The following is a 19,936-nucleotide window of genomic DNA, read 5'->3' on the forward strand; positions in this document are numbered from 1 at the left end:
ATCGTCCCTGGACGGCTCGGCAGCGGCCCGGCAGCAGCCCACCGCCGGTGGACGCCTGCTGCGACGCGAGGCCGCCGTGCTCGTGCTGGAGGACGGCACGACCTTCACCGGCGAGTCGTACGGCGCGATCGGCACCACCTTCGGCGAAGCGGTCTTCTCCACCGGAATGTCCGGCTACCAGGAGACGCTGACCGACCCGAGCTACCACCGACAGGTGGTGGTCATGACCGCGCCGCACATCGGCAACACCGGCATCAACGACGAAGACCAGGAGAGCAGCCGCATCTGGGTCTCCGGATTCGTGGTGCGTGACCCCGCGCTGCGCCCGTCCAACTGGCGCTCCCAGCGCACCCTCGAGGACGAACTGCGCGACCAGGACGTCGTCGGCATCTGTGGTCTCGACACGCGAGCCCTGACCCGTCACCTGCGCGAGCGTGGTGCCATGCGGGTCGGCATTTTCTCCGGCGAGGCAGCACAGGGCAGCAACCTCCTCGATCAGGTGACCGCGCAGCCGTCGATGGCCGGCGCCGAACTCGCGTCCGAAGTGTCGACCGGCGAGGCGTATGTGGTTGCCGCACAAGGCACGAAGCGGTTCACCGTGGCCGCGGTCGACCTCGGGATCAAGGCCATGACACCGGAACGCATGGCGGAGCGGGGCATCGAAGTGCACGTGCTCCCGGCCGATGTCAGCTTCGAGCAGCTGCAGCAGATACGGCCCGACGGGGTGTTCTTCTCCAACGGTCCGGGTGATCCGTCGACCGCACCCCAGGTGGAGTTGCTGCAGCAGGTGCTCCTCGCAGGCATCCCGTTCTTCGGCATCTGCTTCGGCAACCAATTGCTCGGACGCGCACTCGGATTCGGCACCTACAAGCTGAAGTACGGCCACCGCGGCATCAACCAGCCCGTGCTCGACAAGGCCACCGGCAAGGTCGAGATCACCGCGCACAACCACGGCTTCGCGGTGGATGCGCCGATCGAGGGGGAGGTGCCGGCGCCAGCAGGTTCGGACTTCGGTCGCGTCCGGGTGTCGCACATCTGCCTCAACGACGATGTGGTCGAAGGTCTGGAATGTCTTGACCTGCCGGCCTTCTCGGTGCAGTACCACCCCGAGGCCGCGGCCGGCCCGCACGATGCGGCCTACCTGTTCGACCGATTCGTCGGACTGCTCGAAAGCTCGAAAACTGTTGCAGGAGAAAAGAACTGATGCCGAAGCGGGAAGACATCAAATCCGTCCTGGTGATTGGGTCGGGTCCGATTGTGATCGGTCAGGCCTGCGAGCGGCGAGGAAGCCGCGCTGTGGGAGTTGCACTGTGGCTGGAAGTTGAACCCTGCGCGGCGACGAGCGCGACAGAGAAGATTGAGGAGGCCTGACCGTGCCGAAGCGCGAAGACATCAAATCCGTCCTGGTGATTGGGTCGGGTCCGATTGTGATCGGTCAGGCCTGCGAGTTCGACTACTCGGGTACGCAGGCCTGCCGGGTGCTGCAGGAGGAGGGCATTCGCGTCGTCCTGGTCAACTCCAACCCGGCCACGATCATGACCGACCCTGAGTTCGCTGACGCCACCTATGTCGAGCCGATCACCCCCGACGTGATCGAGGAGATCATCGCCAAGGAGCGTCCGGACGCGGTGCTGGCGACCCTCGGTGGACAGACCGCACTGAATGCAGCCATCGCGCTGCACGAGCGCGGCACGCTGGAGAAGTACAACTGCCCGCTGATCGGCGCGAATGTCGAGGCGATCGAACTCGGTGAGGACCGCGAGCGGTTCAAGGGTGTCGTCGAGCGTTGTGGTGCGGAGTCGGCGAAGTCGCAGATCTGCCACACCATGGACGAATGCCTCGCTGCCGCAAACGAACTCGGCTATCCGGTGGTCGTGCGTCCGTCGTTCACGATGGGCGGGCTTGGCTCGGGTTTCGCCTACGACGAGGCCGATCTGCGGCGTATCGCCGGGGCCGGCCTGCAGTACAGCCCGACCACCGAGGTGCTCCTGGAGGAGTCGATCCTCGGATGGAAGGAGTACGAGCTGGAGGTGATGCGCGACCACGCCGACAACGTTGTGGTGGTCTGCTCCATCGAGAACCTCGACCCGATGGGCGTGCACACCGGAGATTCCATCACCGTCGCCCCGGCCCTGACCCTCACCGACCGTGAGTACCAGCGGCTGCGTGACATCGGTATCGCCGTGATCCGCGAGGTCGGTGTCGACACCGGTGGCTGCAACATCCAGTTCGCGGTCAACCCGGAGAACGGCCGGATCATCGTCATCGAGATGAACCCCCGCGTCTCCCGCTCGTCGGCGCTTGCCTCCAAGGCCACCGGCTTCCCGATCGCCAAGATCGCCGCGAAGATGGCCATCGGTTACACCCTGGACGAGGTGCCGAACGACATCACCCAGGAGACGCCCGCCAGCTTCGAGCCGACGCTCGACTACGTCGTGGTGAAGGTGCCGCGTTTCGCCTTCGAGAAGTTCCCGGCGGCCGACCCCACGCTGACCACGACGATGAAGTCGGTGGGCGAGGCCATGTCGATCGGACGCAACTTCACCGAGGCGCTGCAGAAGGCGCTGCGGTCGATGGAACGCAAGGAATCGACCTTCCACTGGCAGCGCGACATCGCGCCCACCCTCGAGGCCGGCCGGGCGTTGCTGGAGCAGGCGAAGACACCCACCGATGGACGAATCGTGCTGGTGCAGCAGGCTCTTCGCGCCGGACTCTCCGTGGAAGAGGTGCACGAGGCAACCGGCATCGACCCGTGGTTCCTCGACCAGATCGAGCTGATCAACGAGGTAGCGCTGGTGGTGCAGGACGCCGACCAGCTCACCCCGGAGTTGCTGCGTCTGGCCAAGCGTCACGGCTTCTCCGACGCCCAGATCGCGCAACTGCGCCAGATGCCCGAATCGGTCATCCGCGGTGTGCGCCACGCGCTCGGCGTCCGACCTGTGTTCAAGACGGTCGACACCTGCGCGGCCGAGTTCGCGGCTCGCACGCCGTACCACTACTCCAGCTACGACCAGGAGAACGAGGTCGCCCCGCGTGAGCGGCCGGCGGTCATCATCCTGGGGTCGGGGCCCAACCGCATCGGGCAGGGCGTGGAGTTCGACTACTCGTGTGTGCACGCGTCCTTCGCGCTGCGCGACGCCGGCTTCGACACCGTCATGGTCAACTGCAACCCCGAGACTGTCTCGACCGACTACGACACCTCCAGCAGGCTCTACTTCGAACCGCTGACCCTGGAGGACGTGCTCGAGGTCTACCACGTGGAGAAGCAGGCTGGTCCGATCGCCGGGGTGATCGTGCAGCTGGGCGGTCAGACCCCGTTGGGGCTGGCCAAGGCGTTGAAGGCCGAGGGTGTGCCGATCGTGGGTACTTCGCCCGAGGCCATCGACCTCGCCGAGGACCGCGGTGCTTTCGGACGCGTGCTGGACGAGGCCAAGCTGCCCGCCCCCAAGCACGGCATCGCCTACAGCGCCGCCGAGGCAGTGCGCGTGGCTCGTGACATCGGCTACCCGGTGCTGGTGCGTCCCTCCTATGTGCTCGGCGGCCGCGGCATGGAGATCGTCTACGACGACGACACGCTGTCGGAGTACGTCGAGCGCGCGACCAATGCCTCACCGGAGCACCCGGTGCTGGTCGACCGGTTCCTGGACGACGCGATCGAGATCGACGTCGACGCCCTCTACGACGGCAAGGACATCTACCTCGGCGGAATCATGGAGCACATCGAGGAAGCAGGCATCCACTCCGGCGACTCGGCGTGCACCTTGCCGCCGGTGACCCTCGGCGCCGAGGAGATCGAGCGTGTGCGGGAATCGACTCGAAAGCTTGCCGAAGGTGTCGGCGTCCGCGGTCTGATGAACATCCAGTTCGCGCTCGCCCAGGACATCCTCTACGTGCTGGAGGCCAATCCGCGGGCGAGCCGCACTGTGCCCTTCGTGGCCAAGGCCACCGGCGTGCCGCTGGCCAAGGCCGCCGCGCGGGTCATGCTCGGCGCCAGTATCCAGCAGTTGCGGGACGAGGGCATGCTGCCCGCACAGGGCGACGGATCGACCCTGCCCGACACCGCGCCGATCTCGGTGAAGGAGGCGGTGCTGCCGTTCAAGCGGTTCCGCACCAAGGAGGGCGACGTCGTCGACAGCCTGCTGGGGCCCGAGATGCGCTCGACCGGTGAGGTCATGGGTATCGACCGCGACCTCGGATCGGCCTTCGCCAAATCGCAGCTCGGTTCGGTGACCGGTCTGCCGAACCAGGGCACGGTCTTCGTCTCGGTGGCCAACCGCGACAAGCGCGCGATGATCTTCCCGGCCAAGCGCCTGGTCGACCTGGGCTTCACACTCATGGCGACGTCCGGTACGGCGGCTGTGTTGCGCCGCAACGGAATCGAAGCGACTGTCGTGCGCAAGCACAGCCTCGGTCGCGGGCCCGACGGTGAGCCCACCATCGTCGACCGCATCCTGGCCGGCGAGGTCGACATGGTCGTCAACAGCCCCTCCGGGAGCGGCGCCCGCGCTGACGGATACGCGATTCGTGCGGCCACCACCAGCATGGACAAGCCGATCATCACCACCGTGCAGCAGTTCGGTGCGGCGGTGCAGGGCATCGAAGCGCAGCAGACCGGTGAGATCCGGGTGAAGCCGTTGCAGGACCACGCCCGCGATCTCAACCTCTACGGGCGAGTGAGCGACGGTGCTGGTCACCAGTCGAGCTGAAGTCATCGCCACCCGCCGGGTCGGTGCCTTCCGGCACCTGACCTTGGTGGCCCCGGCGATCGCCGACCTCGCCAAGGCAGGACAGTTCGTCTCGGCGGCGGTCGGTGGACCGACCTCCGCGTTGGTCGGACGCCGCACCGTCCCGATCGCACAGGCGTCACCGAGCGGCACCTATGGTGGCACGGTCGAGATCATCGTCGACACCGACGGTGACGCCGGGGTGCGCTGGCTGGCCGAACGCAGAGCGCACGACGAGGTCGACCTCATCGGGCCGATCGGGCGTCCCTTCCCGCTCCCTGCCGGACCCGTGGACGCCGTGGTTGTGGGCATGGGGGCGTCGGCTGCTGCGCTGGGTTGGTTGTCGAGCCAGTTGCGTGATCGGGGCTGCCGGATCGATCTCGTCCTGGGCGGAGTGGACGACCGCCACCTGGTGGGTGTGGTCGAGGCGCGGCGCGTCGTCGGAAATGTCTCGGTGGTGCTTCCGGGTGACGAGGAGGACCTGCCAGACCGGCTGGCCGCGGCCGTACGGCAATTGCTGCGCACCGGCGACGCGTCGGTGGTCTACGCCGCCGGGAGAGCACGTGATCTGGCAGCCGTGGCGCAGGTCGCTGCACCGTTCGGCGTCGTCGTGCAGTGCTGTATCGACGAGGAAATGCCGTGCGGCACAGGCTTGTGCGGCAGCTGCGAAGTGCCTGTGCAGACCAAGTCGGGGGAGCGCCACACCATCCGGTGTTGCACCGAGGGTGCGGTGCTGCGCGCCGACCGGGTGCGCTGGCCCCTCTACCTGCAGGATCTGCAATGAGAACACCCAGCACCCCACCCGATCCGTTGGCCGTCGATGTCGGCGGACTGGCGTTGAAGCACCCCGTCATGGGGGCCTCCGGGTGTGTCGCCTTCGGCCGTGAGCTGACCCGTCTCGGCATCGCCGACGACCTTGCCGCGATCGTGACGCCGTCGATGACGGCCGCCACCCGCCTGGCCTCCGAGCGCGGCGTGCTGCGGGAATCAGCCAGTGGACTGCTTGCGCCTACCATTCGACCCTCGCTCGGTGTCGACCGGCTGCGGCCCACTGCGTTGCCCTGGGACCGCGAGGGCATCCCCACGGTGGTGGTGTCCTTGGCGGGGACGACGAACGGCGAGTACGCCGAAGTGGCCCAGGCCTTGCGCCGCAACTCGTTGATGCGCCGGGTCGCCGCAGTCGAGATCAACCTCGCCTGCCCGGACGCCAAGAACAGCAACAAACCCTTCTCGCACGACGAGTTCCAGGCGGCGAAGGTGGTGGCTCGCGTCCGGGAGGAATTGCCTCGTTCGGTGCCGCTGCTCGCCAAACTCAGCGCCGACGTCACCGACATCGCGGAGGTGGCGCGCGGCTGTGTGAAGGCCGGGGCCACCGCGATCGTGGTCGGCAGCCCGCTGCGGGCGATCAGCCCACCTCATCCGCAATCCGGCCGGATCGACGTCTCTGCACCGGCAGGTGGCATCTCCGGCCCTGCGATCCTGCCGATCACTCTCCGGGCGATCTGGGACCTGCGTAGTGCTGTGCTGTCCGGACGGATGGCACCGGTGCATCTGGTGGCCGTGGGCGGAATCTCCACCGCCGGTGATGCGCTCGGCGCGTTCGCCGTCGGTGCGACAGCGGTGCAGCTCGGCACCGCTCTCCTGCACGACCCGTCCAGCGCTCGAACTGTGCTGGATGGTGTGCGAAACCATCTGATGGACAACGGAATCGAGAGTGTGCTCGACCTCGTCGGTCGCGCGCACGAGGGGTGAATCAGATGACCGACACGCAGTCTTTCGGAGCCCGCCTGAGCGCCGCGATGGACGAACACGGGCCGCTCTGCGTCGGTATCGACCCGCACGCATCGCTGCTCCACGACTGGGGGCTGACCTCCGACCTGGCGGGTCTGACCGAGTTCGCCCAGCGCTGCGTGGCAGCTTTCGCCGGCGCCGTCGCCATCGTCAAGCCGCAGTCGGCCTTCTTCGAGCAGTTCGGCTCGGCGGGCGTGGCGGTGCTCGAACGGGCACTGGATGAATTGCGGGACGCCGGAACCCTCACCCTGCTCGACGTCAAACGCGGCGACATCGGCAGCACCATGGACGCGTACGCGCGCGCTCACCTCGGAGATGGCGCGCCCACCCGCGCGGATGCCATCACCCTCAGCCCCTTCCTCGGCCTGGGCAGCCTCGCACCGGCCGTCGAGCGCGCGCGCAGCAGCGCGAGCGGTGCGTTCGTGCTTGCCCTCACCAGCAACCCCGAAGGCCGGCAGGTGCAGCACTCGCGCACCACTGACGGCGCGACGGTTGCGCAGTCGATCATCGACGGCGTGGGCGAATGGAACGCCCGCACACCGGCAGATCAACGGGTGGGTGATTTCGGGCTCGTCGTGGGAGCCACCACCGGTCGGGACATCGCCGCGCTCGGTCTGCTCGAGGCACTCCGGGCCTCCAGAGCCCCGCTGCTGGCTCCAGGCCTCGGTGCGCAGGGCGCCACCGCGGACGATGTCGCCCGCGCCTTCGGGTCGGCCGGGAGGCAGGTGCTGGCCAGCGCTTCCCGGTCGATCCTCGGCGCCGGGCCCGACATCAACGGCTTGCGGGCTGCTTTGGGTTCGACTGCGGTGCACCTGCATCGCAGCCTCGGCTAGTGTCTGATCCGACGCTCAGCGTCGCCCGCAGTGGGGCCCCCGTGACCTCGGGGAACGCCCATCTCGATGCGCCCAAGGAGAAGGACAGTGGCTCTACCCGAGTTGACCCCGGAGCAGCGAGCAGAGGCTCTGGAGAAGGCGGCTCGTGCCCGTCGTGAGCGGGCGGCGGTGAAGAACCGGTTGAAGAACTCCCAGGGTTCGCTGCGCGAGGTGATCGACAGCAGCCAGAGCAACGAGATCATCGGCAAGATGAAGGTGTCCGCGCTCCTGGAGGCCATGCCCGGTGTCGGGAAGGTCAAGGCTGCGCAGATCATGGACGAGATCGGCATCGCCGCCACCCGCCGCGTCCGCGGCTTGGGCACCCACCAGATCGCTGCGCTTCTGGAGCGCTTCGAGCAGCGCTGATGTCCTCGCTCTTCGTCCTGGCCGGACCAACTGCCGTCGGCAAGGGCACCGTCGCAGCGTTCATCCGCGACCACTACCCGCGCGTGTGGTTGTCGGTGTCCGCCACCACCCGGACGCCCCGTCCCGGTGAGGTCGACGGTGTGCACTACCACTTCGTCAGCCAGCAGGAGTTCGACCAGATGGCGGCCGATGGCGACCTGCTGGAGTACGCCGTCGTCCACGGACGCGCCAGCTACGGCACGCCCCGTCGGCCCGTGCTCGAGGCGATCAGCCAAGGACGGCTGCCGCTGCTCGAGATCGATCTGCAGGGCGCCCGCCAGGTGCGCGAGCGCATGCCGGATGCCCACTTCGTCTTCCTGGCTCCGCCAAGCTGGGACGAACTCGTGCACCGCCTCATCGGACGAGGTACCGAGACCGCCGAGGAACAAGCCGTCCGGCTGGAGACGGCACGGGCCGAACTGGCCGCACAAGCGGAGTTCGACGCGACCATCGTCAACCAGGATGTTGGGGTTGCCGCCGCAGAACTCGTAGACTTGATGGAGCGGCACATTTCTGCCGCCCGATAGACCACAACGCATACCGACGAAACGAGACTTCTTCGTGTCTGGCACCAAGGCCGCCCCCGAGGGCATCACCAACCCGCCGATCGACGACCTGCTGCAGGTCGCCGACTCCAAGTACGCCCTGGTCATCCTCGGCGCCAAGCGGGCCCGGCAGATCAACGCCTACTACTCGCAGCTGTCCGAAGGTCTGCTGGAGTACGTCGGCCCGCTGGTCGACAGCCAGATCAACGACAAGCCGTTGTCGATCGCGCTGCGCGAGATCAACGAGGGCTTGCTCAACATCGACAAGGTCGAGGCCTGAGCCTTACCCGATGCGCATCGTCCTCGGGGTAGCCGGCGGCATCGCGGCCTACAAGTCCTGCACCCTGCTGCGACGGTTCACCGAGTCGGGCCATGACGTCACGGTCGTTCCGACGGCCGCTGCCCTGCAGTTCGTGGGCGCCGCCACCTGGTCGGCGCTCTCGGGCAAGCCGGTGCACACCGAGGTGTGGGACGACGTGCACCAGGTGCCGCACGTCCGCATCGGGCAGCAGGCCGAACTTGTCGTGGTGGCACCGGCCACGGCCGACCTGCTCGCCAAGGCAGCCCACGGGCTGGCCGACGACCTGCTGACCAACACCCTGCTCACGGCGCGCTGCCCGGTGGTGCTCGCCCCGGCGATGCACACCGAGATGTGGACCAACGCCGCCACCCAGACCAACGTCGCCACCCTCCGCGAACGCGGAGTCGACGTCATCGACCCGGCCTCCGGACGCCTCACCGGAGCCGACACCGGCCCTGGCCGGCTGCCCGAACCCGAGGACATCTTCGAGCACTGCCGCTCCTACCTGGACGCCGCAGAGCGAGCCGATGGTCCGCTGGCCGGCAAGCATGTCGTCATCACCGCCGGCGGCACACGCGAGCCGCTCGACCCGGTGCGCTTCCTGGGCAACCGATCCTCCGGAAAGCAGGGCTTCGCCCTCGCGGCGTCGGCGGCCAAGCGCGGCGCCCGCGTCACGCTCATCTCCACCTCCTCGCTGATTGCCCCCGGTGGTGTCGACCTCGTCCCGGTCGAGACCGCGCGGCAGATGGAGGAAGCCGTTCGAAGGCAGGACGCCGATGTGATCGTCATGGCGGCCGCCGTCGCAGATTTCCGCCCCGCGTCTGTGGCGAACGCCAAGATCAAGAAGGGTTTCGCGGCAGGCGACCCGGACGCGCCGACGGTCGAGCTGGTGCGCAATCCCGACATCCTCGCCGGCCTGGTCGAACGCCGGGGGAGTGCGACCACTCCTTATCTGGTCGGCTTCGCCGCCGAGACCGGAGACGCCGAAGGCGACGTGCTGCACCACGCTCGCGCAAAACTGGCCCGCAAGAAGTGCGACCTGCTGGTCGCCAACGAGGTCGGCGAAGGCCTGACCTTCGGCCAGGACACCAGCACCGTCCACCTCCTGCGCGCCGACTCCGAGGCTGTGACAATCGGCCCTGCCGACAAGAGCGTCATCGCAGATGCCATTTGGGATGCCGTCCAGCAAGACCTTCCCTGACCCGTACACTCAGGCCGGTTCCGCCGCGACGCGCGGACCAGTCAGCAGCCGCTGCAACGAAGGAGACAAACAGGTGGCACGCCTTTTCACGTCCGAGTCGGTGACTGAAGGACACCCAGACAAGATCTGTGACCAGATCAGCGACTCGATCCTGGACGCCATGCTGGCCCAGGACCCGAACTCGCGAGTGGCCGTCGAGACGATGGTGACCACCGGCCTGGTGCACATCGCCGGCGAGGTGCGCACCGAGAGCTACGTTCCGATCGCCAAGTTGGTGCGCGACACCATCATGGAGGTCGGCTACGACTCCTCGCTCAAGGGCTTCGACGGCAACTCCTGCGGCGTCTCCATCTCGATCGGCGAGCAGTCGGCCGACATCGCCCAGGGTGTCGACCAGGCACACGAGCACCGCGCCGAAGGCGGCACGGAAGCACTCGACCTGCAGGGTGCCGGCGACCAGGGCCTGATGTTCGGTTACGCCTGCGATGACACCGCTGAGCTCATGCCGCTGCCGATCTTCCTGGCCCACCGCCTCGCCGAGCGCCTCACCGCCGTGCGCAAGAGCGGCGAGTTGGCCTACCTGCGCCCCGACGGCAAGACCCAGGTCACCATCGCCTACGAAGGCGACAAGGCCGTCAAGCTCGACACCGTCGTGCTCTCCACCCAGCACTCCGAGGACATCTCCCTCGACGGCATGCTGGCCCCCGACATCGACACCCTGGTCATCCAGCCGACGCTGGCCGAACTCGCTGCGAGCGGCATCGAGCTCGACACCAGCGACTACCGCAAGCTGATCAACCCGACCGGCAAGTTCGTCATCGGTGGTCCGATGGGCGACGCCGGTCTGACCGGTCGCAAGATCATCGTCGACACCTACGGCGGCATGGCTCGTCACGGTGGTGGCGCCTTCTCCGGCAAGGACCCCTCGAAGGTTGACCGTTCGGCCGCGTACGCGATGCGCTGGGTGGCCAAGAACGTCGTCGCCGCTGGCCTCGCCAAGCGCTGCGAGGTGCAGGTCGCGTACGCGATCGGCAAGGCGCAGCCGGTGGGCCTCTACGTCGAGACCTTCGGCACCGAGACCGTCCCGCTCGACAAGATCCAGTCGGCGATCTCCAGCGTCTTCGACCTGCGTCCGGCGGCGATCGTGGAGCAGCTCGACCTGCTGCGTCCGATCTACAAGCCGACCGCCGCCTACGGCCACTTCGGCCGCACCTCGGCCGCAGGTGTCGACAACCCCTTCACCTGGGAGCAGACCAACCGCGTCGACCAACTGCAGGCTGCAGCCAAGTAGGCGCGATCAGCGCTGCAACAGCCCCCACCCGACACCTGCGTGGGGGCTGTCCGCCATGACCTGCCGGCGGTGTCGGGGCCGCCTGATAGAACGTCCTGGTGACTGATGAGGCGCACCCGGCGACACCGCAGCAGCTGGAACTGCTGCGCACCGCCGCGCGCGCGCCCGCCAAGAAGCCGGCGCCGATGGATCGCGCTCCGGTCGATCCGGTCGCGGTGGTGCTGCTCGACCTACCCGTCGCCCACCTCGACCGAGCCTTCGAGTACGCCGTGCCGGTCGCGCTGGACGAAGCGGCGCGCCCCGGGGTGCGGGTGAAGGTGAAGTTCGGCGCGCAGGACGTCAGTGGCTATCTCATCCAACGCACCGCCACCGCCGAGCACGTCGGCGAACTCGTGCCGCTGCGCACCGTCGTCTCCGACGAACCCGTGCTCACCCCCGAAGTGTTGCGGCTGTGCCGACAGGTGGCCGTGGCGCAGGCGGGCTCCCTCTCGGACGTCGTCCGTCTTGCTGTGCCGCCGCGGCATGCCCGGGCCGAAGCAGCTCTCCCGATGGATGCCACGCCGCCGTGGACGCCCGCCCTCGAATCAAGCGCCGCCTGGGCTCGATATCCGGCCGGTAGCGCGCTGCTGCGCCGCATCGCCGAGGGTGAAGCTCCGGCAGCCTCCTGGCTCGCGCTTCCCACCGTCGATCCGGAGGCCGACTGGCCGCGGGCCCTGGCCGACGCTGCGCGCACCGCGATGGCGGCTGGGCGCGGGGTGATCATCACGTTGCCCGACCACCGCGACGTGGAGCGCGTTGCTCACGAACTGGGGGAGTTGGTCGGCAAGGACGCCTTCGTGCGCCTCACCGCCGACCAGGGTCCGCAGGCCAGATACACCGCCTGGCTGAAGGCGCTGCGTGGTCAGGTGCGTTGCGTCATCGGCAACCGGGCGGCTGCCTTCGCCCCAGTGCACGATCTCGGGCTGCTGGTCTGCTGGGACGACGGCGACAACCTGCTGGCCGAACCCCGCGCCCCCTATCCGCACACTCGCGACGTGCTCTGGCGGCGACACGTCGACACCGCAGCGGCGCTGGTGCTGGGTGGTTTCGCGCGCTCGGTCGCGGTGGAGCAATGGGTGCAGGAGGGACGCCTGCAGTCGGTGCATGCGCGCCCGGTGCGGGCTGAACTTCCCTACTTCAGCGTCGCGGGTGACGACCGGGAGGTCGAGCGGCACGGCGCGGCCGCGAAGGCGCGACTGCCGGCCAGTGCCTGGCAAGCGGTGCACGACGGTCTGCAGCACGGCCCGGTGCTGGTGCAGGTGCCCCGACGCGGCTACGTTCCCCGGCTGCGCTGCAGCACCTGCGGCCACGGCGCCGACTGCCCGGTCTGTCACGGTCCACTGCAGGTGCGGGACGCCGACCAGACGCCGCGCTGCTCCTGGTGCGACACCCCGGCGGAGCACTACCGCTGTCCTGAGTGCGACGGAGCGACGCTGCGCGCATCGGTCGTGGGGGCCCGCCGGACGGCCGAGGAGTTGGGTCGGGCATTCCCGGGCACACCCGTCGTCCGTTCTGGCGCCGGCCAGGTGTTGGGACGCGTCCCCGCCGCTTCGGCGCTGGTCATCTCCACCCCCGGAGCCGAACCCGTGGCCGAAAGCGGCTACACGGCGGTGCTGCTGCTCGACGGGTGGGCCATGGTCGACCGACCTTCGTTGGCGAGCAACGAGCAAGCACTGCGGCAATGGATGGCCGCGTCGGCGCTGTGTCGACCCGCGGCGACCGGGGGCAAGGTGGTGCTCGCCGGAGTGGACGCATCGGTGCAGGTCGCCCAAGCGTTGCTGCGTTGGGCGCCTGCTGCACTGGCTGGGAGCGAGTTGGCCGCGCGCGCCGCACTCGGGCTACCGCCGACCCGCTGGACAGCCTCACTGACCGGAAAGGCTGCTGAAGTGGCCGCTGCCGCAGCGACTGTGCCCGACTGGATGACGCGGCTCGGTCCGGCGCCGTTGCCAGGCGAAGGCGACCAGGTGCGGTTACTGGTCAGCGCCGACCATGCCGCGGCCAGGGATGCTGCCCGTGCAATCAGCGCGCTGCGTGCCGCTAGGAGCCTGGCGCGATCCAAGGAACCCCTCGCCGTGCGGGTCGACCCGGACGGCTCGTCGTTGTAGCTCAAGCGATAGCGTTCCGGCATGGATTTCGACCTGCCCGACGATGCCCGGTTCGCCCCGGCACCCGCCGAAGTCGTCGTCTTCGACCTGGGAAATGTGCTCATCCGGTGGCAGCCGGAGCTCGCGGTTGCCGCGGCCCTGGGCGCTGAAGCCGCCCGGGAGTTCGTGCACCACGACCAGTTCGACTTCTTCGCCTGGAACCTCGACAACGACGCCGGCCGCGACCTCGACGGGGCCGTGCAATGGGTGCAGGAACACCACCCCGAACTCGCACCTGCCGCACAGGCATATGTCGACCATTTCGAGGCCTCCTTGAGTCCGATCGAGGGGTCCATCTCCCTGCTGAAAGAACTCCAGGCCGCCGACATCCCGCTCGTGGCCCTCACCAATTGGTCGGCTCCGTTGTTCCAGAAGGCCGTGGAGCGGTACGACTTCCTCGACATCTTCGAAGACATCGTCGTTTCCGGTGAAGAGGGTGTGGTCAAGCCCGACCCGGAGATCTGGGAAGTGCTCGCCGAACGCACCGATCACCTCGCCGGGTTGGAAGACTTCCTGTTCATCGACGACTCCCTGCCCAACGTCCAATCGGCTGTTGTGGCCGGTTTGGACGCAGTGCAGTTCACCTCGCCGGAGGAGTTGCGTCAGGATCTCGTCGTGCGCGGCTTCCCGGTGCGGGTTGCGGCCTGAATGTCGTTGGTGCACAACCTTGTTGGTTGCCCGAATCTGAGCAGGTGAGTTGACGATGCGACTGGTCTTCGCCGGTACACCGCAGGCGGCCGTGCCCTCCCTGCAGGCGCTGCTGGAATCGCGCCACGAGGTCATCGGTGTCGTCACCCGGCCCGATGCACCCGCTGGGCGGGGCCGCAGCCTGCGTCCATCCCCGGTCAAGCAGGTCGCCGTGGAGGCCGGCATCGAGGTGGCGACACCGAAGCATCCACGCGAGGACGACTTCCAGCAGTGGCTGCGCGCGCAGGCGCCTGATGCATGCCCGGTCGTGGCCTACGGCGCGCTCGTGCCGCGTCCGGTGCTCGACATCCCGGCCAACGGCTGGATCAACCTGCACTTCTCGTTGCTGCCTGCGTGGCGCGGTGCAGCACCCGTGCAACACGCTCTGCTGCACGGCGACGACGTCACCGGTGCTACCACCTTCCTGCTCGAGGAAGGTATGGACACCGGTCCGGTGCTCGGCACGATGACCGAGACCATCCGCCCGACCGACACCGCGGGCGACCTGTTGGAGCGGCTCGCCATCGCCGGCGCTGGGCTGCTCGTCGCGACCCTGGACGCGATCGAGGAAGGCACGGTCACGGCGGTGCCGCAGCCGGCCGAAGGTGTATCCATGGCACCCAAGATCAGCGTCGATGATGCCCGCATCAGATGGCACGAACCGGCGTTCGCCGTCGACCGACGGGTGCGCGCGTGCACCCCCGGCCCGGGTGCATGGACGAGCTTCCGCGACGCCCGGTTGAAGGTGCAGGCAGCGCGACCGACCGAACAAGATGGCCTGGCACCGGGTGAGCTGCGGGTCACCAAGAACGCCGTGTACGTCGGCACCGGGGCAGGCGGCGTCGAACTCGGCGTCGTGCAGCCCCATGGCAAGAAAGCGGTGAACGCGGCCGACTGGGCTCGCGGTGCACGCATCGAGGAGCGGGAGATGTTGGTATGAGCGAGGACACTTCGGGCTTCCGTAATGCCAAGGGCCGGCAGCGACCTCAGGTACGGCGCGACGCCGACCGCGGCCGGTCGCAGCAGCGCCCTTCCGAACGTCGACGCAGCACCGATCCGGCGCGCCGGGTGGCGTGGGATGTTATTCGTGAGGTGCATGAGAAGGACGCCTACGCCAACCTCGCGCTCCCAAGAGCTTTGCGAGACAGGCGAATCAGCGGTCGTGATGCGGCCTTCGCCAGTGAGCTGGCCTACGGCACGCTGCGGATGCAGGGCTTCTACGACAAGGTGATCGAACCCTCCGCAGGGCGCGGCGTCGGCCAGATCGATCCCGCCGTGCTCGACACCTTGCGCCTGGGTGCCCACCAGTTGCTCGGCATGCGGGTGCCCTCCCACGCCGCTGCGTCCGAGACGGTCGCGCTGGCCCGAGAGGTCAACGGGGCCGGCGCCGCGGGCTTCGTCAACGCGGTGCTGCGGCGCATCAGCGAGCGCAGTCGCGAGGAGTGGGTGCGCGAGGTGACCGCCGGTCGGCAGCCGTTGGAGGCGCTGGGCGTCGAGCACTCCCACCCCGACTGGATCGTGCGAGCCCTGCGCGGAGCGCTGGTCGGATCAGGCGCCGCTACTGCCGACAACGTCGATGAAGACCTGCAGCGTCTGCTGGCTGCCGACAACGACCCGGCCGACGTGATGCTCGTGGCACGACCAGGTCTCTCGACCGTCGATGAACTCGTACAGGCCGGCGCCGTGGCCACGGGCTTGTCGCCCTTCGGTGCCCGCTGGGGTGGGGGAGACCCCGGCAGTATCGCCGCCGTTCGCGACACCCGGGCTGCGGTGCAGGACGAGGGCTCGCAACTCTTGGCCATCGCGCTGGCAGCGGTGCCAGTTGACGGAGAGCAGCAGGAATGGCTCGACCTGTGCGCCGGGCCGGGTGGGAAGGCAGCGCTCCTTGCCGCGTTGGCGGCCGAGCAGGGCGCTGTGCTCTTCGTCAACGAGGTGAGCGATCACCGCACCGAACTGGTGCGTCGCACGATGGACGCCGTGCTGCGTTCCGGCGTCGAGGTGATGATCGGCACCGGTGATGGTCGCGACCTCGGCGCGGAGGAGCCCAACACCTACGACAAGGTGCTCGTCGATGCGCCGTGCACCGGGTTGGGTGCGCTGCGTCGGCGTCCGGAAGCGCGCTGGCGCAAGTTGCCGGCCGATGTCGCCCCACTCACCACGCTCCAGGGTGAACTGCTCGACTCCGCCATCGCCGCCACCAAACCGGGCGGTGTCATCGGCTACGCGACCTGCAGCCCACACACCGCGGAGACCGCACAGGTCGTCGCCGACGCGCTCAAGAAGCATCCCAACGTGGTGCAGGAGGATGCGCGACCCTACTTCCGCGACGCCTCTGGTACACCGGTTGAGGGGCTGGGCGAGGGTCCGGCCGTCCAACTCTGGCCACATGTCCACGGCACCGACGCGATGTTCTTCGCGTTGCTTCGCAAGAACTGACGAAAGACGTTGTTCCACATGCAGATCGCTCCCAGCATCCTCTCGGCCGATTTCGCCAACCTGCAGACCGAGCTCGACCGCATCAGCAACGCCGACTGGGCACACGTCGACGTGATGGACGCCCACTTCGTGCCCAACCTCACGCTGGGTCTGCCGGTCGTGGAGTCGCTGCTGAAGATTTCGCCGATCCCGCTCGACTGCCACCTGATGATCGAAGACCCTGATCGGTGGGCGCCGCAGTACGCCGAGGCCGGGGCGCAGAGCGTGACCTTCCACATCGAGGCCGCCCGTGAGCCGGTGAAGCTGGCTCGGGCGCTGCGTGCCGCCGGTGCTCGTGCGTCCATGGCGATCAAGCCGGGCACCGACTTCGCTCCCTACGAGGAGCTGCTGCCCGAACTCGACATGGTGCTGGTGATGACGGTCGAGCCCGGCTTCGGTGGCCAGTCGTTCATGGCCGACCAGATGCCGAAGGTGCGCCAGGTACGGGAGGCGGTGCGTCGTCATGGCGGCGAGATCTGGGTGCAGGTCGACGGCGGCGTCTCGGCCAAGACCATCGAGCAGTGCGCCGAAGCCGGCGCGGACGTGTTCGTGGCCGGCTCCGCGGTGTACGGCGCTGACGACGCCGCGGCCGCGGTCGACGAACTGCGCAATGTGGCAGCCGCCTGCCAGCACTGACACAAACGCTGACGTATCGGCACTGACGCATCGGCCGCGGCCAGGGTCGAGCGGCGTACGGTCGAAGCCGAGGTGATCGGATGAACGACCGCGACATCTGGACGATCGGTCATGGCGGCACGCCGTGGGTCGATTTCGTCGATCAACTGCGCGCGAACGGCATCCAGGTCGTGGCCGACGTCCGAGCCCTTCCGGGATCGAAGCGTTCGCCGCAGTTCGACCAGGACGCGATGCGTGAGGCACTGAGCGAAGCGGGCATCGATTACGAGCATCTGCTCGGCCTGACCGGACGACGCCGCAAGCAGGGCGTCGACGAGGCCATCAACGCCGGATGGCAGAACGCCAGCTTCCGCAACTACGCCGACTACGCGCTGTCCGCGCAATTTTGCGAAGCGCTGGAGCAACTGGAAGAACTCGCGGCGACGCGGAGGGTGGCCGTGTTGTGCGGCGAACCGGTGCCGTGGCGTTGCCATCGTCTACTCCTCGCCAATGCGCTTATGGCACAAGGCTGGACAGTGCACCACATCATGGGTGACCGGCCAGCTCAACAGCATCGGCTCGGGCAGTGGGGTGCGCAACCGAAAGTCGCAGCTGACCACACGGTGACCTATCCGGCGCACAGCTGACCGCGGAGGACCCGGTGGGCAGGAGCACCGCGCTGCGCAGCGATCTGGCTCATGATGGAAACGGTTGACACATCCGAGCCGAGGAGCTGAAGCCGGTGAGCAAGGTCATCGAGACCATCGAGCAGCAGGACGACCTGGACCAGTATGTCGCCCCGTCCGCCAAGATCGCCGGCAAACTCACCTCCGGGACCACGGTCAAGAATGCGCTGCCAGGCACGTGGCTCGGGCATTCGCTGCACCCGCAGGGTCGAGAACGTCCGGGTGCAGGTCCGGGCGAGGATCTGACTGCAGGCTCGTTGTGAGTGAGGTCAGGTCTCTGCTGAACCAGTGGGATCCGATAGGGGTGCATCCCGATCGAGGCGGGCCCCAGGACGAGTACCACTGTCTGGAGAGCCCGTTGATCGACATGGTGTCCCAAGGCCAGTCCGCTCAGCAGATCTCGGATTACCTCGAACACCAACTCCAGCACCACTTCGGTCTCGAACCGGGCCAGGCGTCGATCGACCAGTTCGTACGACTCTTGTGTGACTCCTAGGAGTAGCAATGCTCGAAAGGGTGACAAGGGGAGCAGGTGCTCTTCTTGCGGCGGCGGTCTTCGGATCGGTGCACGCGGCGTTCAGCCTGTACTGGGGCTTGGGCGGTCGCTGGCTCGAATGGAGTCTCGGCGCTGATCTGGTGGAGCGGTTCGACAGCATGCGCCCGCTGCTCATCCCGGTCGCGCTGCTGAAGTTCATCGGCGCCCTGGCGCCGGTCATGCTTGCTCGCCGCGGTTGGCACGACCCACGGATAGCCCGCCCCCTGGCGTGGTTGGTATCGGCCGGGCTGATCGCCTGGGGCGGACTCAACACCATCGTCGGACAGCTCGTGCTGGCCGGTGCCATCCGTCCCGACGGAGGGTACGACCGCGACGGCATGATCGGGCACGCCTGGATGTGGGATCCGCTCTTCCTCGCCTGGGGCGCCGCATTGGCAATTGGCCTGTGGCGCAGCAGTATCGGCCACGAACGACGGACGTGACGCTGGCAATTCGGATGCAATGAACTCGGCCGTATTGCTTCAATCAAGCCATGTCGATCACCATGCAGACCGCGCGACCGGATCAACTCGCTGAGATCACCGAAGCGGTGGCTTCCTGGCAAGTGACCGGTCAACCCGTCCAACTGCACCCGGGCGACATCGGCTGGAACGCAAGCATCGGACACGACCGACTCGCCGCGGGACTGACCGTGTGGCGTCGTGCGGGCGAGATCGTCGCCGTGGCCATGGGTGATGACGACGATCTGGACGCCGAGGAATCACTGGTTCGCCTGGCCATCGCGCCAGGGGTAGCCGACGACGAAGCCGTGGCGGCGCAAGTGGCCGCAAACCTCGGCGACCGGCAAGCGGGCGTTCTTCCCTGGCTGGAGGGTCAGGCCGAGGTGCGGTTCGGAAAAGCGTTGCGGGACAAGCTGATTGCCGAGGGCTGGACGGCGGTCGAGCCCTGGACGCCGCTGGTTCGCGACCTCACGGATCCGGTCGAGGCCGTCGACCTGCAGATCCGCGTGGTCGACGAAGGCCAAGTGGAAGAGCGAGCCGCTGTTCATCGGGCGTCCTTCGAGGGATCGACCTTTTCCGCGGATCGATGGCGGCTGGTGCGGCAGTCACCGGCTTACGTGCGAGCGCGATGTCTGCTCGGTTACGACGAGCACGGTGTGCCGGTTGCTGCGGCCACTGTCTGGTCGGCCGGCGAAGGCAGGCCGGGCGTCCTCGAACCTCTCGGTGTGCACCACGATCACCGGGGCAAGGGATACGGCGTCGCGATCTCGCGCGCAGCTGCTGCTGCACTTCGCGACCTGGGTGCCTCCAGCGCGACGGTGGCCACGCCGGCGACCAATATCGGTGCAGTGCGCACCTATGGCGCAGCCGGTTTTCGGCAACTGCCCGAAGTGACTGACTTCCGTCGGCCGGTGCGCGACCCGCGCTGATCACCCGGCCGCTGCAGTGACCCCAACCTGATGGGTGCATACTGATCGGCGAAACGTGCTCCGGGGTCAGTGAAACTCTGAGCCGGCGGTGACAGTCCGCGACCCGCGCTCCTCGCAAGAGGTGAGCGGTTGACTTGGTGGAACTCCAGGACCGACGGTGAAAGTCCGGATGGGAGGCGCACGTTCAGGGTCTGCCACGGCATTCCCTGAGCACGCGGGATGGTCCTGCGGGTGT

At 67.9% G+C, this 19,936-nt stretch carries 20 protein-coding genes and 1 riboswitch; all 20 genes read left to right on the forward strand.

Going from position 1 to position 19,936, the window contains the following annotated elements; translation table 11 throughout:
* The first annotated feature begins 7 nt into the window (after positions 1-7).
* The 20 genes from carA to J5M86_RS06670 all read left to right on the forward strand — a co-directional run bounded on the left by carA (position 8) and on the right by J5M86_RS06670 (position 19,701).
* On the forward strand, positions 8-1,204 hold the full coding sequence (carA, locus tag J5M86_RS06575) for a glutamine-hydrolyzing carbamoyl-phosphate synthase small subunit (protein ID WP_370587346.1): 1,197 nt from the start codon (positions 8-10) through the stop codon (positions 1,202-1,204).
* Positions 1,205-1,373: 169 nt separating this feature from the next.
* Complete coding sequence (gene carB / locus J5M86_RS06580) at positions 1,374-4,706, forward strand: carbamoyl-phosphate synthase large subunit (protein ID WP_188060864.1); 3,333 nt, start codon at positions 1,374-1,376, stop codon at positions 4,704-4,706.
* Entirely contained in the window at positions 4,684-5,508 is an 825-nt protein-coding gene (locus J5M86_RS06585; RefSeq protein WP_244328516.1) for a hypothetical protein, read from the forward strand. The genes carB and J5M86_RS06585 overlap by 23 nt, the downstream gene beginning before the upstream one ends.
* Positions 5,505-6,476, forward strand: a complete 972-nt coding sequence (locus J5M86_RS06590; RefSeq protein ID WP_188060863.1) for a dihydroorotate dehydrogenase — start codon at positions 5,505-5,507, stop codon at positions 6,474-6,476. Before J5M86_RS06585 ends, J5M86_RS06590 begins: the two co-directional genes overlap by 4 nt.
* 5 nt (positions 6,477-6,481) lie before the next feature.
* Positions 6,482-7,348: an orotidine-5'-phosphate decarboxylase gene (gene pyrF / locus J5M86_RS06595; RefSeq protein ID WP_188060862.1), complete on the forward strand. Its 867-nt coding sequence runs from the start codon at positions 6,482-6,484 to the stop codon at positions 7,346-7,348.
* Between the two features lie 87 nt (positions 7,349-7,435).
* A complete protein-coding gene (mihF, locus tag J5M86_RS06600) occupies positions 7,436-7,753 on the forward strand; it encodes an integration host factor, actinobacterial type (RefSeq protein WP_188060861.1) in 318 nt (105 codons plus the stop codon).
* Positions 7,753-8,319, forward strand: a complete 567-nt coding sequence (gene gmk / locus J5M86_RS06605; RefSeq protein ID WP_188060860.1) for a guanylate kinase — start codon at positions 7,753-7,755, stop codon at positions 8,317-8,319. Before mihF ends, gmk begins: the two co-directional genes overlap by 1 nt.
* A gap of 34 nt (positions 8,320-8,353) precedes the next feature.
* A complete protein-coding gene (gene rpoZ / locus J5M86_RS06610; protein WP_188060859.1) occupies positions 8,354-8,617 on the forward strand; it encodes a DNA-directed RNA polymerase subunit omega in 264 nt (87 codons plus the stop codon).
* A 10-nt stretch (positions 8,618-8,627) separates the two neighbouring features.
* Positions 8,628-9,839: a bifunctional phosphopantothenoylcysteine decarboxylase/phosphopantothenate--cysteine ligase CoaBC gene (gene coaBC, locus J5M86_RS06615; protein WP_188060858.1), complete on the forward strand. Its 1,212-nt coding sequence runs from the start codon at positions 8,628-8,630 to the stop codon at positions 9,837-9,839.
* Positions 9,840-9,912: 73 nt separating this feature from the next.
* Positions 9,913-11,130, forward strand: a complete 1,218-nt coding sequence (gene metK / locus J5M86_RS06620) for a methionine adenosyltransferase (protein WP_208965118.1) — start codon at positions 9,913-9,915, stop codon at positions 11,128-11,130.
* A gap of 98 nt (positions 11,131-11,228) precedes the next feature.
* Positions 11,229-13,274 (forward strand): primosome assembly protein PriA, encoded by a 2,046-nt coding sequence (locus J5M86_RS06625; RefSeq protein ID WP_244328517.1) that lies wholly within the window; start codon positions 11,229-11,231, stop codon positions 13,272-13,274.
* 21 nt (positions 13,275-13,295) lie between these two features.
* Positions 13,296-13,961 (forward strand): HAD family hydrolase, encoded by a 666-nt coding sequence (locus J5M86_RS06630; RefSeq protein WP_188060856.1) that lies wholly within the window; start codon positions 13,296-13,298, stop codon positions 13,959-13,961.
* Positions 13,962-14,016: 55 nt separating this feature from the next.
* Positions 14,017-14,940, forward strand: coding sequence for a methionyl-tRNA formyltransferase (gene fmt, locus J5M86_RS06635; RefSeq protein ID WP_188060855.1), 924 nt, complete (start codon positions 14,017-14,019; stop codon positions 14,938-14,940).
* Positions 14,937-16,436: an RsmB/NOP family class I SAM-dependent RNA methyltransferase gene (locus tag J5M86_RS06640; RefSeq protein ID WP_188060854.1), complete on the forward strand. Its 1,500-nt coding sequence runs from the start codon at positions 14,937-14,939 to the stop codon at positions 16,434-16,436. The genes fmt and J5M86_RS06640 overlap by 4 nt, the downstream gene beginning before the upstream one ends.
* A gap of 18 nt (positions 16,437-16,454) precedes the next feature.
* Positions 16,455-17,111 (forward strand): ribulose-phosphate 3-epimerase, encoded by a 657-nt coding sequence (gene rpe, locus J5M86_RS06645; RefSeq protein ID WP_188060853.1) that lies wholly within the window; start codon positions 16,455-16,457, stop codon positions 17,109-17,111.
* An 80-nt stretch (positions 17,112-17,191) separates the two neighbouring features.
* Positions 17,192-17,737 carry a DUF488 family protein gene (locus J5M86_RS06650; protein WP_188060852.1) on the forward strand — a complete coding sequence of 182 codons (546 nt, stop codon included), beginning with the start codon at positions 17,192-17,194 and terminating at the stop codon, positions 17,735-17,737.
* Between the two features lie 95 nt (positions 17,738-17,832).
* On the forward strand, positions 17,833-18,039 hold the full coding sequence (locus tag J5M86_RS06655; protein ID WP_188060851.1) for a hypothetical protein: 207 nt from the start codon (positions 17,833-17,835) through the stop codon (positions 18,037-18,039).
* Entirely contained in the window at positions 18,036-18,272 is a 237-nt protein-coding gene (locus J5M86_RS06660) for a hypothetical protein (RefSeq protein WP_188060850.1), read from the forward strand. Before J5M86_RS06655 ends, J5M86_RS06660 begins: the two co-directional genes overlap by 4 nt.
* Positions 18,273-18,280: 8 nt before the next feature.
* Positions 18,281-18,754 carry a DUF3995 domain-containing protein gene (locus tag J5M86_RS06665; RefSeq protein WP_188060849.1) on the forward strand — a complete coding sequence of 158 codons (474 nt, stop codon included), beginning with the start codon at positions 18,281-18,283 and terminating at the stop codon, positions 18,752-18,754.
* Between the two features lie 50 nt (positions 18,755-18,804).
* Complete coding sequence (locus J5M86_RS06670; protein WP_188060848.1) at positions 18,805-19,701, forward strand: GNAT family N-acetyltransferase; 897 nt, start codon at positions 18,805-18,807, stop codon at positions 19,699-19,701.
* 52 nt (positions 19,702-19,753) lie between these two features.
* A riboswitch (FMN riboswitch) is annotated at positions 19,754-19,886 on the forward strand.
* The last annotated feature ends 50 nt before the right edge of the window (positions 19,887-19,936 follow it).

Origin of the sequence: Yimella sp. cx-51 (assembly GCF_017654605.1) — a bacterium.
In the GTDB taxonomy this organism is placed as follows: Bacteria; Actinomycetota; Actinomycetes; order Actinomycetales; family Dermatophilaceae; genus Yimella.

Coding starts and splice junctions, on each gene's coding strand:
- J5M86_RS06590 (WP_188060863.1), top strand. CDS start 5,505: ATGAGAACACCCAGCACCCCACCCGATCCGTTGGCCGTCGATGTCGGC.
- pyrF (WP_188060862.1), top strand. CDS start 6,482: ATGACCGACACGCAGTCTTTCGGAGCCCGCCTGAGCGCCGCGATGGAC.
- gmk (WP_188060860.1), top strand. CDS start 7,753: ATGTCCTCGCTCTTCGTCCTGGCCGGACCAACTGCCGTCGGCAAGGGC.
- coaBC (WP_188060858.1), top strand. CDS start 8,628: ATGCGCATCGTCCTCGGGGTAGCCGGCGGCATCGCGGCCTACAAGTCC.
- J5M86_RS06630 (WP_188060856.1), top strand. CDS start 13,296: ATGGATTTCGACCTGCCCGACGATGCCCGGTTCGCCCCGGCACCCGCC.
- fmt (WP_188060855.1), top strand. CDS start 14,017: ATGCGACTGGTCTTCGCCGGTACACCGCAGGCGGCCGTGCCCTCCCTG.
- J5M86_RS06640 (WP_188060854.1), top strand. CDS start 14,937: ATGAGCGAGGACACTTCGGGCTTCCGTAATGCCAAGGGCCGGCAGCGA.
- rpe (WP_188060853.1), top strand. CDS start 16,455: ATGCAGATCGCTCCCAGCATCCTCTCGGCCGATTTCGCCAACCTGCAG.
- J5M86_RS06650 (WP_188060852.1), top strand. CDS start 17,192: ATGAACGACCGCGACATCTGGACGATCGGTCATGGCGGCACGCCGTGG.
- J5M86_RS06665 (WP_188060849.1), top strand. CDS start 18,281: ATGCTCGAAAGGGTGACAAGGGGAGCAGGTGCTCTTCTTGCGGCGGCG.
- J5M86_RS06670 (WP_188060848.1), top strand. CDS start 18,805: ATGTCGATCACCATGCAGACCGCGCGACCGGATCAACTCGCTGAGATC.